General features: G+C 63.4%; 8 protein-coding genes. 2 read left to right on the top strand and 6 right to left on the bottom strand.

Annotated features, from left to right (window positions below):
- Nucleotides 1–17: 17 nt before the first annotated feature.
- Nucleotides 18–1,358: a hypothetical protein gene (locus IRI77_RS05410; protein ID WP_194451056.1), complete on the bottom strand. Its 1,341-nt coding sequence runs from the start codon at nt 1,356–1,358 to the stop codon at nt 18–20.
- A gap of 727 nt (nt 1,359–2,085) precedes the next feature.
- Between IRI77_RS05410 and mgtA the strand changes: the two genes are divergently transcribed.
- Nucleotides 2,086–4,731: a magnesium-translocating P-type ATPase gene (mgtA, locus tag IRI77_RS05405; protein WP_194451055.1), complete on the top strand. Its 2,646-nt coding sequence runs from the start codon at nt 2,086–2,088 to the stop codon at nt 4,729–4,731.
- A gap of 104 nt (nt 4,732–4,835) precedes the next feature.
- Nucleotides 4,836–7,892: a glycosyl hydrolase family 28-related protein gene (locus tag IRI77_RS05400; RefSeq protein WP_194451054.1), complete on the top strand. Its 3,057-nt coding sequence runs from the start codon at nt 4,836–4,838 to the stop codon at nt 7,890–7,892.
- A gap of 4 nt (nt 7,893–7,896) precedes the next feature.
- On the opposite strand, the gene IRI77_RS05395 is transcribed toward IRI77_RS05400, so the two are convergent.
- From IRI77_RS05395 to IRI77_RS05375, 5 genes are all read right to left on the bottom strand, one after another.
- Nucleotides 7,897–9,267 (bottom strand): mandelate racemase/muconate lactonizing enzyme family protein, encoded by a 1,371-nt coding sequence (locus IRI77_RS05395; protein WP_194451053.1) that lies wholly within the window; start codon nt 9,265–9,267, stop codon nt 7,897–7,899.
- A gap of 26 nt (nt 9,268–9,293) precedes the next feature.
- On the bottom strand, nt 9,294–10,178 hold the full coding sequence (locus tag IRI77_RS05390; protein ID WP_194451052.1) for a cupin domain-containing protein: 885 nt from the start codon (nt 10,176–10,178) through the stop codon (nt 9,294–9,296).
- 155 nt (nt 10,179–10,333) lie between these two features.
- The gene (locus IRI77_RS05385; protein ID WP_194451051.1) at nt 10,334–11,581 is read right to left on the bottom strand and encodes a sialidase family protein; all 1,248 of its coding nucleotides are present in this window, start codon (nt 11,579–11,581) and stop codon (nt 10,334–10,336) included.
- 11 nt (nt 11,582–11,592) lie between these two features.
- Nucleotides 11,593–14,835, bottom strand: a complete 3,243-nt coding sequence (locus IRI77_RS05380; protein WP_194451050.1) for a TonB-dependent receptor — start codon at nt 14,833–14,835, stop codon at nt 11,593–11,595.
- A gap of 76 nt (nt 14,836–14,911) precedes the next feature.
- Nucleotides 14,912–17,083 carry a TolB-like translocation protein gene (locus IRI77_RS05375; protein WP_194451049.1) on the bottom strand — a complete coding sequence of 724 codons (2,172 nt, stop codon included), beginning with the start codon at nt 17,081–17,083 and terminating at the stop codon, nt 14,912–14,914.
- Nucleotides 17,084–17,116 lie beyond the last annotated feature (33 nt).

Raw genomic sequence — 17,116 nt, 5'->3', positions numbered from 1 at the left:
CGATCCTTTCTTGTTGCTTAGCGTTGGAGAGGAGCCGGGGTGGAGCCCGGCGTGGTGTATCGAGACTTGGCCTGCTGCTGAAGGAACTGCGTCCATTCCGCGGGCAACCCCGGTTTGGTATCGACCAGGATTTCGAGAATGGCGCGCCGATTGGCGGCGGAGAGCCCGGCGAAATCGTGACTCTGATCGCGTCCGGTGAGTACTTCAAACAATCGATTCAGAAGATACTCGCGAGCCGGAGCGGGGATCGCGTCGAAGGCATCTGAATACACCAAGTAGCTGCACGGGTACTTGAAGATACGGTTCTGGAGATCGAAATCGCGCAGGGAGCGGCCGCGGCGGTCCCTGGGTCCGAGACCCGCAAAGTCGGCCGTGAAGCCGGAACCGCCCTGAATGGGGGCAGCCAGGGGCACCTCGTTCGTGAAGAGGAGATAGCGAAGGGTAGCTTCGGCGGCGGCCTGGTACTGGCGGCGCGTTTCCTCGGAGTTGCCAGTGAACTCCTGGCCGCTCTTGCGAGCTCTTTCCGAATCAGCGTGGGCGCCCAGGCGGTAGCGGTAGTTCGTTTCCGTGATGAGATTGTGCATCTGCGTCTGGTGCGCCAGGACCAGATGGGCCACGATGTCGCTCTGGTCCGACAGGAACCGGCCCGTGTCGATGACGCCTTTCAGGCTGGGCAGATTGCGGCCGAATTCGGTGGGCGCGTTGCCGGTCTTCATGTTGCCCGCATGGGTTTCAGCGGTGGGCGAACCCGTGACATACCAGCCGCCCCAGCGGTCGGCAAAGGGGGTCTCCTGGCCCATCGTGTGCACCGCCGCTCCGCCTTTCGGATAGCCGGCTGGATTCGTCAGGACGGAGCGGACGATGACGCCCGGGATGCCGTGTGTGGCAACGGCAATGTGACACTGGACGCAATCGAGTTGGGCCCGTTCAAAGCGGGGCGCGCTTACCTTCTGCTCGCCCAGCACATAGAAGACCGCGCCCTGCGTGGCGTCGAAGGCGATGAGTTCCAGCGATTTCGCGTTGAGCACCTGGCCGACGTAGACGTTGTCATTGAAGTAGAGGGCGCGCGGCGTGGCCGGAGAAATGTGCTGGAACTGCAGGCTGGTTTTCGAGTAGACCAAGGTTTGTGAACTGACCGGGATCCCAAGGTGCTGCAGGACCGAGCGGAGATAGCCGTTCGTGGAGTCGTAGTCCAGCTTTACCTCGTTCCGCTCCAGTTGCTGATTCAGGCGAGTGATCTGGTCTGAGAGGGTCTTCGAGGTCCGGTAGTAGATGGGCGCATCGGCAAACGGCAGGAAACCCTGTGTCTTCACAACGGGTTGGCGATCGCTGGCGGCGAGGATGCCGCGAGAGGCCAAGGCGCCGAGAAGGACAACTGACAGCCCTAAAAGCCACCGATGTCTATAGAGAATACGGTTCACTGAAAGAAGTATACGACTTAGTAGATCTATTTACTACACTAAAATGCGAATTCTTTACATCTTCGTGCGGTTGAACCGGCAGCGACCTCGACCGGCGATCCGCCGAGAGCTCCTTTCTGTTTGGTTTCTTCTAGTTACCCGACTCTCACAGACCGCGTTCCCGCCGCTGATACGCCCCGCCAGCGGTGGAGATCGAGGAAACAAGCCGGCACCGAGCATCCACCTCCTAAAAGTGGAGCTGGCTGGTTGACGAACCTTACCTGATTGGCCTACCCTTACGGTGGAGTCTGAAAGGCTCCGTGCAACGACAAATGGAAACGATTAGTGGCAGTAGTTCAATAACCCAGCGGAAAGAGCCTCCTTTGCGGGTGGGCTTGCTGCTGGCGGATTGCGCTTCCGCCGTGAGATTCGACCGGTCTTCCCTGCCCTTCACTTCCTAGGGCATCCAGGCGGGTTTCTCGCGGCGAAGACGATACGCCGCGCAGCAGCCCCTACCCCAAACCACTCATTTCCGGTCTTTAGTCTGTGCCCGCGCTCTCAGCGCGTGAGCGGACCTTGCTCGAGCGCCAGCCACCAGGCGGCGCCCGGGTGACATTCCCTTCGCGTGATGTAGAGCAGCGGGCGCATTCCGGCGAACTGCGGCCACGAGAGGAGATGCAACGCCATGCTCAAACCACTCGTGGAGCTCGAGCTCAAGAAGATCAACGGCCTCAAGGTGAAACCCGCGGGCCGCGCCCTGAAGAATGACAAGAGGGTGCTGGAACACGCGTCCCAAACCGACGCCCTGACGCTCATGAATGAATTCGGAGCCGGCCTCCAGGGGCTGTCTCTCGAAACCGCTGAACAGCGCCTGGGCGAGTACGGTCCGAATACGGTTGTGCGGGAAGAGTCGAACGGGTGGTGGCGCCATCTGTTGCATGCGTTCAACAACGCCTTCATCCTGCTGCTGCTGGCGCTGGCCGGCATAGCCGCCATCAGCGGAGACTCCGAGGCCGCCACAATCATCTCGACGATGGTGCTGGTGAGCGCCATTCTACGCTTTGCCCAGGAGTTCCGGTCGAGCAAAGCGGCGGAGAAGTTGAACGAGATGGTCCAGACCACCGCCACGGTGACGCGTGACGGAGGGAAAGCCGAAATCGCGGTGGATGAACTGGTGCCGGGCGACATTGTGCATCTCTCGGCCGGCGACATGATTCCCGCCGACCTGCGTCTGCTGGCGGCCAAGGATCTCTTCGTCAGCCAGGCGGCGTTGACGGGCGAATCCATGCCGGTGGAAAAGTCGGCCCAGGAGGATTCGGCGGACACCCTGGAACTGACTGAGCGGCCCATGCTCTGCTTCATGGGCACGAACGTCATTAGCGGCACGGGAACGGGGCTCGTCCTCCAGACAGGCGCTGCCACGCATCTGGGCGAACTGGCCCGCGAAGTCACCGGACGCCGGGTGGAGACGGAGTTCGACCGGGGCGTGAGCCGCGTCAGCCGCCTGCTCATCCGGTTCACGCTCGTCATGGTCCCCCTGGTGTTCGTCCTCAATGGCTGGACCAAGGGCGACTGGGGGCAGGCGTTCTTCTTTGCGCTCTCGGTAGCCGTGGGCCTGACTCCGGAGATGCTGCCGATGGTGGTGACCGCAAACCTCGCGCGCGGCGCGGTGAACATGTCGCGCAAGAAGGTGATCGTGAAGCGGCTGCACTCCATCCAGAACTTCGGCGCGATGGACGTCCTCTGCTCCGACAAGACCGGCACGCTCACGCAGGACCGCGTCGTGCTGGAACGGCATCTCGACGTGCTGGGCCGGGCATCGGAAAAGGTGCTGCAACTGGCTTACCTGAACAGCTATTACCAGACGGGTTTGAAGAACCTGCTCGATGTCGCGGTGCTGCAGCATGCCGAACTGGAGCAGGGCCTGCACGTGGCAACAGATTACCGGTTGGTGGACGAGATCCCCTTCGACTTCGGGCGGCGCCGCATGTCCGTCGCCGTGGAAACGGAGAAAGCGGAAGAGCTCCTCATCACGAAGGGCGCAGTGGAGGAGATGCTGCGGATCACGACGCTGGTGGATGTCGACCGGCAACTGGTCCCCTTGAAAGACGAGTTGCGGGCAGGCGCGCTCCGCATGGCCCGCGAGTTGAACGAAGAGGGGTTCCGCGTGATTGCGGTAGGCTACCGCAAGTTCCCGTTGGGCAAGGCCGTCTATTCCGTTGCCGATGAGACCGAGCTGATCCTGGCGGGCTTCGTCGCTTTCCTGGACCCGCCCAAGGAGTCTGCCGCCCCGGCCATCCAGGCGCTGAAGGCCCACGGAGTCTCGGTGAAGATCCTCACCGGCGACAACGACACCGTGACGCGCCGGATCTGCACGGAGGTGGGCATCGAAGCCGGGCGCATCCTGCTGGGCCGGGAGATCGCGCGGATGAGCACCGAGGAGTTGCAGCAGGCAGTGGACACCACCGCCGTCTTCGCAAAGGTATCGCCGATGGAGAAGGCGCGCGTGATCGCGGCGTTGAAAGCCCGCGGCCATGTGGTGGGCTTCCTGGGCGACGGAATCAACGACGCGGCGGCCCTGCGTGAAGCGGACATCGGGATTTCTGTGAATACGGCCGTAGACATCGCGAAGGAGTCGGCCGACATCATCCTGCTGGAGAAGAGCCTGATGGTGCTGGAAGAGGGTGTCCTGGAGGGACGGCGCACGTTCGGCAATATCGTGAAGTACATCCGTATGGGCACGAGCTCGAACTTCGGCAACATGCTCAGCGTGCTGGGCGCCAGCGCCTGGCTCCCGTTCCTGCCCATGCTGCCTGTGCAGTTGCTGGTGCAGAACCTGTTGTACGACTTCTCGCAGATCGGCATTCCTTTCGACAACGTCGATGAGGAGTATCTGAAAGAGCCGCGCAAATGGAACGTGCCGGCGATCGCGCGCTTCATGCTGTTTCTGGGACCCGTGTCGTCGCTGTTCGACTACGCCACCTTCGCGCTGATGTGGTTCGTGTTCGGGGCGAACACGCATGCGGGCCAGTCTCTCTTCCAGACCGGATGGTTTGTCGAGGGGCTCATCTCTCAGACGCTGATAGTCCACATCATCCGGACGCGCAAGATCCCGTTTCTGGAGAGCCGCGCAGCCCTGCCGCTGAGCCTGCTGACTGGCGTGGTGATCTGCGCCGGCCTGGCGATCCCCTTTTCGCCGTTCGGAAAGACGATCGGTTTGACCCCGCTGCCCGGCGTGTATTTCGTGTGGCTGGTGGCGGCGCTCACGGCCTACGGTGTGATGGCGCAGTTGATGAAGAACTGGTTTGCGCGCCGCTTCGGCTACTACTAGGGAAGTGGACGGCGGTAGAACCCGAGGGCCGTCCTCGCGCGGGACGGACCTCGGGCATATGATGAGTACGCGACAAAACGCTCGCGGTTCAGGAGTGTTGCTCGATGGCGCGACTCATTCTCATTGGCATGATTCTCGGCGGCCTGCTGCTGCCCTGCAGTGGAGCTTCCTACTACAAGACCCGCTTGGACGACGCGCAGGCCGTGTACCTGACGCAGGACCGCTTCGCCGTGCGGGCCGACGGCCTGGCGGACGACAGCGCGGGGATCCAGGCCGCAATCGACAAGGTCCAGGAGACCACGGGCGAGGGCATCCTGTTTGTGCCCGAAGGCCGCTACCGGGTCACCCGGACGATCTACGTATGGCCGGGCATCCGGGTGATGGGCTATGGCGGGCAGCGGCCGGTGTTCGTCCTGGCGGACCACACTCCGGGCTTCCAGCAAGGCATCGGGACGATGTTCTTCTTCGCGGGCATGCGGCCGATGCAGGGCCGCGGCTTCCGGCTGCCTCCGCCGCCGCCCGGTACAGTGCCGCCGAACAACAACATCGGGGATGCGAACCCCGGCACGTTTTACTCGGCGATGAGCAACATCGATTTCGAGATCGGCAATGATAACGCCGCCGCGGTGGCCGTGCGATTCCATGTCGCCCAGCATGGCTACCTGGCGCACATGGACTTCCAGCTTGGCTCCGGCCTGGCCGGGATCCACGATGCCGGCAATATCGCCTACGACGTACATTTCCATGGCGGACGCTACGGCATCCTGACCAAGAAGCCGTCGCCCGCCTGGCAGTTCTCGGTCATCGATGCCACCTTCGACGGGCAGCACGAGGCGGCCATCCGCGAGAACGAAGCGCAGTTGACGCTGGTGCACTGCGAATTCCGCAACGTGCCGACGGCGATCGCGATCGACACCGGTTACTCCGACCAATTCTGGGTGAAGGACGCCCGGTTCGTGGACATCAGCGGTCCGGCCTTGATCATCAGCAACGAGAAGAGCCGCCTGACACAGATCAACGTGGAGAGCAGCCACTGCCGGAACGTACCGGTCTTCGCGCGTTTTCGCGAAAGCGGAAAGCAACTCGCAGGCCAGGGCCCGGTATACCAGGTGAAGACGCTCTCGCACGGGTACGCGATCAACCGTCCGGGGGCTGTGGCCGAGCGAAGGACGGACTATGTCACGGATCCCTTGAAGGCGATGCCGCCGGCGGGGCCGAATGCGCTGAAGGATCCGCCTTCCACGGAAAGATGGGTGAACCTGAAATCGCTGGGCTTGAAGGGCGACGGAGCGACCGACGAGACGGCTGCCCTGCAAAAGGCCATTAATGAGAACCCCGTGCTGTACGTACCCATGGGGCGCTACGTGGTGAGCGACACGCTCAAGCTGCGGCCGGACAGCATCCTGATTGGCCTGCATCCGGATGAGACGCAGTTCGATGTGCTGGATGGCACGGCGGCGTTCCAGGGGCCCGGCAGCCCGAAAGCGCTGCTGCTGGCGCCGCAAGGCGGAACAAATCTCGTCACCGGCATCGGCCTCTACACCGGCGGGGTGAATAGCCGCGCGGTGGCGGCGCTGTGGATGTCCGGCAAAGACTCGCAGATGGACGATGTGCGGTTCCTGGGCGGGCATGGGACGCGAGGACCATCGGGCAAGCGGGAACAGCCCTACAACAGCAACCTGAGCGCCGACCCCGATCCGCGACGCCGCTGGGACAGCCAGTATCCCAGCCTGTGGGTGACGCATGGAGGCGGCGGCACGTTCTCCAATCTGTGGACACCCAGCACCTTCGCGCACACGGGCCTGTATGTGTCGGATACCACGACCCCGGGCAAGGTGTACCAGGTGTCCAGCGAGCACCATATGCGGACAGAGGTAAAGCTCGACCACGTGGAGAACTGGGACTTTTACGCGCTGCAGACCGAAGGGGAACGCGGCGAAAGCGAGTCGGCCTCCGCGCTGGAGATCAGCTATTCCAAGAACGTCACGATTGCGAACTTCCACGGCTACCGGGTGGTGCGCAGCTACCGCCCCTTCCCCTATGCCATCAAAGTGACCGACTCAACCGGCATCCGCTTCCGCAACATTCACGTGGACAACAACAGCTCGCTGATGATGTGCACGGAGAAAGAGGGATGCCGCCAGTATGTGCGGCAGGGCAAGGTCTCCTATGGCACCGCGATCTGGGATCCCACCTACAACACCGAAGTACGCGACCGGGAGTTCGCCCTTCTGGATTGGACCACTGCGCGGCCCACGCCGCCCGCGGCGTACCCCGGCACGGTGGTCGCGCCGGGCGCCAAGATCGAGAAGCTCGCCGGAGGCTTCTACAACAGCGCGGGCGGGATTGTGGATGCCCAAGGTCGGCTCTACTTTGTGGATGCGCACTGGCATCGCATCTACCGTTACTCGCCGGAGACGCGGGCACTCAAGATAGTACGCGACAGCCCTCTGGATCCGGTCAATCTTGCCATGGACAAGGCCGGCAACCTGATCGTGACGTCCTCAGGAGGCAGCGGCATGGCCGTATATGCATTCAAACCCGACGGACCCGAGGAGGAGGTCACGGTGCTGGCTCCGCAGCCCGCCCAGGAGCGTCCGGGCGCCACCGCCGTTCTGCCGGTGAACTACTGGGTAAACGGCGATTTCACCAACACGCTGGATCCGGCGAAGCTGGAGTACATCACGCTGGACCAGATGTTTCGCAAGCTGGTGACCACGCGGACGAAGTATCAATATGTCTCGCCGGACGGCAGCCTGTTCATTCCTTCCGACGAGGTCATTGTCCAGGGTCCTGCTTATCTCGGGTACAAGTGGGCATACATCCTGCAAGCCTACGGGCTGGTGAAGGCGGACGCGGGCCGGCCGTTCTACGTCACAAATGAATCCGACCAGCGCACCTACCGCGGCAGGATCCAGGCGGACGGCACCCTGGGCGAACTGGAGTCTTTCATCGAGCAGGGCGGCGAGAGCGTCGCCCAGGACAAGGCGGGCAACGTCTACCTGGCCGCAGGTGAGATCTACGTCTACACGCCGGCGGGCAAAGTGATCGATGTCATCCGAGTCCCGGAGAGGCCGCTCCACCTGGTCTTCGGAGGCCCCGTGGGCAAGACGCTGTTCATCCTCACGCAGTCGAGCCTGTACTCGGTTGCAACGAAGTAGGGAGCTACTGCTTCACCACCGGATTGCCGTTCTCGTCGAGATGCGGGTAGGGTCCACCCAGACGGAAGCGGTCGAGAATGTAGTCGTCATATTGAGGAGTGGGATCCAGGTAGCCTCCCTTGCGGATGTGCTGTTTCACTACCGCTTCGTTCAGTTCGACGCCAAGGCCCGGCGCATCGGGCACCTGGATGTAGCCGCGATCCACAATGGGCTTGGCAGGACCCGTGACCAGGTCGCCCCACCACGGGATATCGACGGCGTGATTCTCCATGGCCAGCATGTCTTTCAGCGTGGCCGCCATGTGGACGGACGCCAGGCAGCCCACCGGGGATCCCGCAAAATGGATGGCCGTCTGCACGCCATTCATGGAAGCGTAGTCGCAGATGCGCTTGGTCTCGCGGATGGCGCCGGAGGTGAGCGGATCCGGATGAATGATGTCCACCGCACGGTTGTCGATCAGCGCCTTGAAGCCTTCCTCCAGCCCGAAGAGGCTCTCGCCCGTGGCGATGGGCGTGGTGGTGGCTTCAGAGAGTTCCCGATAGGCGCGCCAATTCTTCGGCGCGTCGCCGCCGGGTCCGAGATGGCCCACCTGGATCATGTCCTCGGCCCAGGCGAGATTGTAGGGCTCGAAGGCACGCGCGTAGCGGATGCTGTCGTTCAGGCTGAGCGGGCCGAAGTGGTCAGTCGCCAGCGGAGCTTCCCAACCGATCTGGTCGCGGATCGCCTGCACATATTCGCAGAGATACTGGAGCCCCTTGGTGGTGGCCGTGTTGTAGCTGGTGACGGCGCCAGACCGGTCGGCTACCAGGCTGGTGCCGAGATCCATCTTGAAGAACGTGAACCCCTGCTGCTTCCGTTTGCGCAGCCGCTCGGCGAAGATCTTCGGATCCTTGCTCTGGTCCGTATCGCAGTAGATGCGAATGGAGTCGCGGTATTTCGATCCGATCAGCCGCCAGGCAGGCACGCGATAGACTTTGCCGGCAATGTCGTGCAGGGCCATGTCGATGGCGCTGTACCCGCCGCCCATGCGCTGCTGGCTGGCGAAGTTGCGGATGCTGTCGAGGATCGGCTCGATCTGGAGCGGGTTGCGTCCCACCAGATGCGGCTTGAGCACCAGGGCCGTGCCTTCCCTACCCGCGTCGCGCACCTCGCCCAGGCCGTAGACGCCCTGGTTCGTGTCGATGCGGATGATGGGGTAGTCGTAATTCGAGGCCACCAGCACGGAGCGCATATCCGTGATCTTCAACTGGCTGGGCGCGGAGTTTTTGTTCAAAGTCTGCGACGACGCGGAGTCCTCGGTCATGCGGAAGAGTCCAGGCAGGGCGGCCGCGGCAAGCAATTGTCTGCGGGAGAGGGCGGAACGAGTGCGGGCCATGATGGGGATGAGTCCTTTCTAAATCGTTACTGCGGGCGCCGGGTGGGCGGGAAAGGGAAACTGGAGCGGACGGCGAGCACCAGGTCATGTGCTCCGCCGGGCTGGGCGCCACTGTAGAAGCCGACGGTCGTGTTGAGCCGCAGGAACCAGGCATCGCCCTGACGCGTTGGATGACGTCCTTCGTTGCCATCGATGCCGCCGCCCGCCACCAGCTCGCCGCTGCCCTGCAGGATGAAGTAGATCTCCTCTTCCGTCTCATGGTGGTGCGGGATGTTGGTGCCGCCAGGCGCGAAGTCCATCACGAAGAGGCTCACCATCTGACTGGCCGCCGGCAGCTTGTCGCGCTTGCTCTCGGTGGTGCCCATGAGGAGCTTGAACTGCGTGGTGGGTCCGTGGCTGGCCAGTTGCTGCAGGGGCACGTCGGCGGTATTCGCGATCATCAACCGGCGGGCCGGCGGGACGATGTTTCCGCCGGGCAGCCGGAAGCCCATGACCAGCACGTGAAGCGGCGCGGAAGAGGTATTGACGACGCCGTGTTTGCTGCCGGGCGGCAGGTAGAGGAAGTCGTTGGGTTTGACGCCTTGCGTCACACCGTCGCAGAGCACAGCCCCGGTTCCGGAGAGGATGAAGTACACCTGCTCTTCGGCCGGATAGGAGACGAGCGCGGATTTCCCTGCAGCCTCGATGGTCAGCTCGCCATAACGGGCAATGCTCTTCAGGTGCCTGGCCTGCGGATCGCCGGCGCCGAACAGCGGGCGATAGACGGCCCCAGTAGCGCCAGCGGTGAGTTCGTCCGCTTGAGGCGAGGCGGCTGCGATGGAGCGCTTCAGAAAGGTGGGATCCGCGGCGAACGCCGTCGCCGCGGCAGTCAACAGGATCGCGCAAAGCGTGCGCGGCGCAAGCAGGAGCATAGGTGGTCTCGGCCTCGGCGACCATTCTATGCCTGTTTGAAGTGAATTACGGAGTCATCGATCTGAATTCCTGTTTACCCGGCATGACCGGTTTGTACAGGCCCGCACTCACGACAGGGGAGGATTCGCCAGGGGCGCGGGCCCCCGGCATCCCTTCAATCCACAGCCTTGTTGATCAACACCGTCAACCGGCTTCCGGAACCTTCCGCCAGTTTGCCGGCCGCAACTTCCTTCTCCGTCACCTGGGCCATCAGAATCTCCCGAGCGCCGGTCCGTTCGCGATCGTAGATGATATACAGCCGCCCTCCGGGCCCTTCCGTCGAATCCGGATACGACACATTCTCCCGCTCATCCAGCAGCAGCCCTCCGCTCCAGGTCTTGCCGTCATCCTGGGACAAGAACGCTGACAAATGCGACCGGCCTTTGCCGATCACCTTCCCAAACTCCTGCGGATTGTGCCTCACCAGCAGCAACGCTCCGGAAGCCAGCCGCCGGATGTGGAAACGGGCCACCACATGCGGAATCCCCGATGCCCTGCCCTCTGACCAGGTTCGCCCCCGGTCCGTCGAAATGCTCTCGCCGATGCCGTAGGTCGTCCGGATCAGCATCCACAGGGACTTGTCATTGCGCTCCACGATCATCGGTTCGTTATGGCCGACGTCGGGCACCACTGCGTGCCCCAGGCGTTCAAAACTCCTGCCCTTGTCTCGCGAAACGATGACGACCGAGGCTCCGCGATCCGCGCCGAAGTCGTGCGTCATGTACCTCATCAACGTGGGCGTCCAGCCCAGGTTGTATTTCGCGTTGACCGTGGCGTGATCCGCGGGCATGGGCCAGAACGCCACCGGCAGCAGCCATTCGCCCGTCGACAACGCGGTGGGTTTGTTCAGCATGTCGCCGTCGGCGATCCGGCGCGGCTGCGACCAACCCGTCGTGGCCGAGCGTGAATCGTCCGCGGTGATCGCCCACACTCCGCCGCGGCCATCCCAGCGGCCGAAACTCTGCGACCAGAAGAACCACAACCGGCCCGAAGGATCGTGCCACAAGCTGGGCTCCCAGGTGTGAACGAACCCGGGCGGATCCACCACCAACACCGGCTTCGACCACGTAGCCCCATCGTCGCCGCTGGTCACCAGCACCAGGTAGTTGAAGGGATCTTCCCCGGAGCCCCCGCCGTACCACGCCGCCCACAGCCGCCCGTTCGACGCCCGTTCGATGGTCGGGATGCCCTGGAACTTGCGCATGTCATTGCCATACTCCGGGCCGGGCCGCGTATTCAGCGGCGGAGGGACCAAAGCCAGGTCAGGGAAGCCTTCCGCTGTGCGCGGCGCCGCCGGCGGATCCGCCAGCAGGGCCGCGCAACAAAGCACACTGCTCGCAATACAGCTCAGTGTTCTGTACATTCTCGCCTTTCTTAAAACACCAGCCGCAGCGCGATCTGGATGAAGCGGCCGTCGTTGACGGTGCCGCTGATTCGGCCGAAGGCCGCCGCGCCCCGATTGCCGTTGGGCAAGGCGAAGTTCGGCCGGTTCAAGACGTTGAAGAACTCGCCGCGCAGCTGCAGGAAGCGCTGCTCGGTGAAATGGAAGTCTTTCAGCATGGAGAGTTCCACATTGGCGAAGCCCGGCCCCGCCGCTACGTTGCGCGGTGCATTGCCCAGCTTGCCGTCACCGGGAAAGACGAAGGCGTTCGTATCGAACCAGCGGGACACCAGATCCGCCCTGGACCGGCCGGGATCCAGCACCGGGTTCGACACCAGGTTCGGCCGTTGTACGGAGGAGAATGCGTTCAACCGGTTCGTGTTCTCCACCACGCCGTAGGGCAGGCCGGACCGCAGTTCCGTGATGGTCCCCAGCGTCCAACCGCCCGCCACCGCATCGGCAATCCGGTTGCTCAGGTCAAGCTTGCGCCCCTTACCCACCGGCAGTTCGTACACCAGGCTGGTCGTGAACCGGTTGCGGGCGTCGTTGCCCGAGATCGCTTTGTCCAACGCTCTTTCATAGACGGTCTGGATTCCGTTGGTCGGGGTGCCGCCGGCTTCCGAGTTCGCCTTCACGTCGTCCAGGAACTTTGAGAAAGTGTACGTGGCCAGCAGGTTCAATCCGGCCGAGAAGCGCTTCTCCGCCTTCAGGTTCAGCGCGTGATAGCTGGAGTTGCCCCAGTTGGCCGATCGCAGCGTCACCCCGTTGTACTGCGGGAACGGCCGCAGGGTCTGGTCCTGCCGGACACCGCGCAGTTCCGGCCGCACTTCGTTGATATTCACGCCCGGCGCAGCAATGCGATGCGCCAGATTCGCTCCATACCCGCCTTCCACCAGGAAGTTGCCGAAGATCTGCTTCTGCAGCGTGAATGTCACCTGGTGCGAATAGGGATTGCGGTGATCCTGTGCCAGGAAATCAGGACTCACCCGGACCCGCTGGCCCACCGGCACGGCCCCGTAGCCCGGCGTCAGCGGCTCCTGTACCGGCGCCGGGACGCCATCCTTCAGTTGGAAGACCGGCGTGAAGCCATTGTCGGAAGAGGAGTAAGAGCGCACATCGCCGAAGCCCACGTTCAGGGCCCGGCCCAGCGACGCATCGTAGATGCCCCCGTACATCAGGCCGTAGCCCATGCGTACCACTATCTCCCGCGGAGCCCGGTAAGCCAGGCCGAACCGCGGCCCGAAGTTGTTGCGATCAAAGGGATGGGCGTACTTGGACAACCCGTTGACGCCAGAATAGGTGATGGTGCCCAGCGTGTTGGAAACCGGATTCAAGCCGTAGGGATCGAAACCCGACTGCCGGTTCTGGCGTTCCCAGCGCGGCGTGTCCAGGTCGTAGCGCAGGCCATAGTTGAGCGTCAGGCGCTTCGAGATCTTCCAGTCGTCCTGCACAAAGAATCCGTAGTAGTCGGTACGGGTGTCGGTGGCTCCGTTCTCAATGCTGGTGGAGTTGGTCCAGCCCAGCAGCAGCGATGCCATTCCGAAGCCCGCGCCCGTGGCGATGTCGTTGAAGCCGAAGATGCCGAAGCGGGCCGTCCCCCAGTCCTCGACATTGCGTGTATAACGATACTCCCCGCCGAACTTCACAGTATGCGTGCCGTGGAACCACGAGATGGAGTTCGACGCCTGGAACGTATACTGCGGCCGCAGGGCTCGGAACTGGTTGCCGGTGCCCAGGCTGCTGTAACCCGTGACGTTCACCTGCGGCATGCCGGTGGCCGGAACGCCCTTCAAGCCAACCTGCCCGGTAATCGCATCCGGCTGATACTTGGGCACATCCGCTCCGCGCAGCGAAGCCACGAAGCGTGTCTCCTGGAACATGGAAGGCGTGTACTCGTGGAACCACGCCGGGCTGATGTTCGCGATATTCAGCGTATTGGTGATCGCATTCGGATCGGCCGAGAAGACCGGTGTGGCGGAACCGCCGGCAGTCGAACTGATGTACTGGACATACCGGCCGGAGAGCCGGTCCTTGGCGGTCAACTGGTGGTCGATGCGCGTCACCAGGCTGTGGGCGGAGTTCGTATTCACCACATTCGCCAGGAAGTTGTTGTCGCCGGAGCCGCGTCCCGCCACATTGGCCGCCGGGTACAGTTTGGACAGCGCGCTACCCACCGGATCCATGCGGCTCACCGGCACAATCTTGCCGGGAAAGGGCGTCTTCGTCAGCGGGTCCAGCAGCGTGCCGCTGCGGGCTGAGAAGTCGCCCTGCAGTTCCGCCGCCGTCGGCACATTGTAGATGCGCGTCACGCCGTCGCGGCGCCGCGTGCCTTCATACGATGCGAAAAAGTGCGTTTTGTCCTTGCGGATGGGTCCGCCCAACGTGCCGCCGAACACGTTGTACTTGCGCGGAGCGACATACGGCGAGAAGAAGTTGCGCGCATCGAAGGCGTCGTTGCGCAGGTAGTGATAGGCGACGCCATGGTAATTATTCGTGCCGGACTTGGTCGTCATGGCGATGAAGCCACCCATGCTGCGGCCATACTCGGCCGGGTAGCCCAGGGCTTCCACCCGGAACTCCTGCAGCGCCTCCACCGGCGGATTGAACTCGAGAATCCCGGTCAGCATCGCATTGCCCTGGATCACGCCGCCGTCGAGGGTCCACATCTGCTGGCGGCTGCGTCCTCCGGCGATGGTGAAGTTCACCGCGCCTTCCTGCGTATCCTCGCTTCCAAAGGTGACGCCGGGCAGCAGGCGCACCAGCGAGCCCATCCGCCGGCTGGCCAGCGGCATGTTGACCACCGTTTTGTTCTCCACCACTGCATTCAAAGAGGAGGTGGCGGTCTGCAACAGCGGAGTCGATTCCGAGACGGTAATCGACTCGGCGGCGTCACCCACCTGGAGGACGAGATCCATCCTCAGCTTGGCGCCCGTCTCCAGCACGACCTCGGGGCGGGTGTGCGTCTTGAACCCCTTTGCCTCGGCGGTTAGACGGTAGCGGCCGGGGTTCAGGTTCAGCAGGGTGAAGAGTCCGCTTTCATTCACTACAGCCGTAGAGGTTTGCCCTCCATCCAGGCTGGACAAAGTCACCCGGGCGCCGGGCAGGATGGCGGCCGAGGTGTCGGCGACACTGCCGATGACGGTCGCCATGCTGGATTGGGGCAGAGCGGAGGGGGCGGAGACCAGGGCGCCGAGGGCCAGGCAGAGCCAACTGGGGATGCGTCGCAAACGTGGCATTCAGAATTCCTTTCAAACGGGTCCAACGCCTTCCGTTGTACCCGGCGAAAGGGGGCCGAAGGCAGTCGATTATCAGTTAATTGACTGTCAAGTGCCGTGTTTTCAACAGGCCAACCCAATCTGCTACCGCGTGTACTGTTAACCCCTGTGGATCCACCCGCAGGGTGTTAATGATGAACGAGCGGCCATCACCGGACACGGCGTAGGGACTTTTCGAGTCGCCCGCCCCAAACGCCAGCGTATCGAACAGCTTGACCGGCTTGGCGAACTGGGTGCCGCTGGAGAGGTGCTCAATCCGCACCGCCATCAACTTCCGGGTGGGGGACAGGTAATAGAGCTCGCCGTCATCCTGCCGCCAGCGCGGGTGGACACCGCCGTCAAGGGATACCTTACGTGTGAATCCAGGATGCCCATCCGAACCGAGTTCGGTCACATACACTTCCGATTGCCCGGACTCGTCGGAAACAAACGCAAGATACCGCCCGCTGTTAGCGAGGAAGCCATGTGTCTCGTTGAACCGCGTTTTGCGGATCGAAACCGGCTCCCCCCTGACGGTATGGGTGAGCGGGTCCAGTGGTAGCAGGGACAGATCCATCAAGGTGTCGGGGCGGTCTTCGTGGAACGCCAGCCAGCGGCCGTCAGCCGAAACGCTGGTGGGGAAGATGGGGTGGGCCGGTTTCCACAGCACCGTCTCTTCCGCCCCGGCCTGGGTGCTTTTGCGGGCGAGGATCGAAAGACCGTCGCGCATGGCGAGGTAGATGAGCGCGTGGCCGTCGGCCTCCCATGCGGCGTAGCCGGCGCCGCCAAAGGTCAAGCGAACGGGCGCAAAGTTGGCCGTTTCACCCACATAGACGTCGCCGGGTTCGCGCGACTGCCCGCCGAATTCCAGGGCCAGCATCCTCCCGGCCGCGTTCGCGCTGACGCCCATCAGCAGCGCCGGCTGGGTGAGTTCCTTGAGAACGTGGCCGGTGCGATCCAGCAGGGACACGGCGGTCCGGGAGTATTCCGTGTCGTGGTAGACGAGATAGTGCTCGCCCGCGATCGAGAAGGTGGCGCCGGAGACGTTCGAGTAGCGTACGCCTTCCAGCAGCAGGATCTGCTGCCCGGTCACACGGCCCGCCTTTACATCGAAGGGCTGCGCCCAGGCCGAACCATCGCGCGCAAAGACCAGGAAGTCGCCCGTCCGCGTGTGGGCGAGCCGGGTCTGCGAGTTGTGGTCAAAGATGCGGGTCGTCTCATGCGAATCGAGGCTGCCCATCCTGACGCAATTGTGGTCTTTATTCCTGGCACGCACGGAGTAGAGGAATCGCCGGCCATCGGGCAGAAACTCCGGCCAGCGATGGTCGTTCTCATCGGTTCCGGGGGCCAGAAACGTAGCCGGCGCGGGCTGTCCGCCCTGCTCCGGGATCTGGTAGATAAACCCACTGGATCGTGGAGCATACAGGATGGTGCCCTGCGGGCTCCAGGCCCCGCCCCGGCCCAGCGGCGCCTCGGCCAGGTCGCGCATCTGGCCGTCACTGAGGCGGTAGACCTTCAATCGCCCGTTCTGGAAGAAGCCGATCTGCGACTCGTCGGGCGACCAGAAGGGCAGATAGCCTCCATCGCTGCCCACCAGGGGCCGCGAGACGCCGGACGCCAGGCTGCGGATCCAAAGCCGCCGCACGCCATTGGTTTCAATGAGGGGAAACAGGGCGCTGCGGCCGGAAGGCGGCAGGACCAGCGATCCGCGGTCGACATCCAGGGCGCCCTGCGGGGAGAGATCCACGGTGAAGCGGGCCGGAGCCGGCTCGAGGCCGGAAACGGCACTGCGGGCGCCCACCCACCAGCCGCCAATTCCAGCGACCACGACAGCGGCGGCAGCGGCCAGCAGCCAACCTGTATGAATGCGTCCTGCCGCCGGCGGAGCATCGGGCACGGAGGGCCGGCGGAAGATGGGGACGTAGGCGCCCTTGGCGAAGCCGATCACCACCGGCGAATCGGGTTTGTCCGCGTAGTACGCCTGGAGCAGGGTCCGGAGGCGGTGCGCCTGGGTCCGGACAATCGTGTCGGTTCTGGGATCAAAGCCGGCTCCGCGGCCCAACACCTCGGAACCGATGAGGTATTCCTTGATCTCCTCCGCCCGGCCGTCCAGGGCGCGCTCCACCGTGAACTGTAAGAACCGGCACAGATGGGGAGAGCGCGCGAACGCGGGCGTTGCGAGGATGAGGCGGAGCTGGGCTTCGACCTCATCCCGCTTCGGTTCAGACATGCAGTACATCTTATGCCGCCGGCTGGCGGCGCG

The sequence above is a fragment of the Paludibaculum fermentans genome (assembly GCF_015277775.1).
Classification (GTDB): domain Bacteria; phylum Acidobacteriota; class Terriglobia; order Bryobacterales; family Bryobacteraceae; genus Paludibaculum; species Paludibaculum fermentans.
The sequence above is the reverse complement of the archived record's forward strand: the minus strand, read 5'-3'. Positions and strand labels throughout refer to the sequence as shown.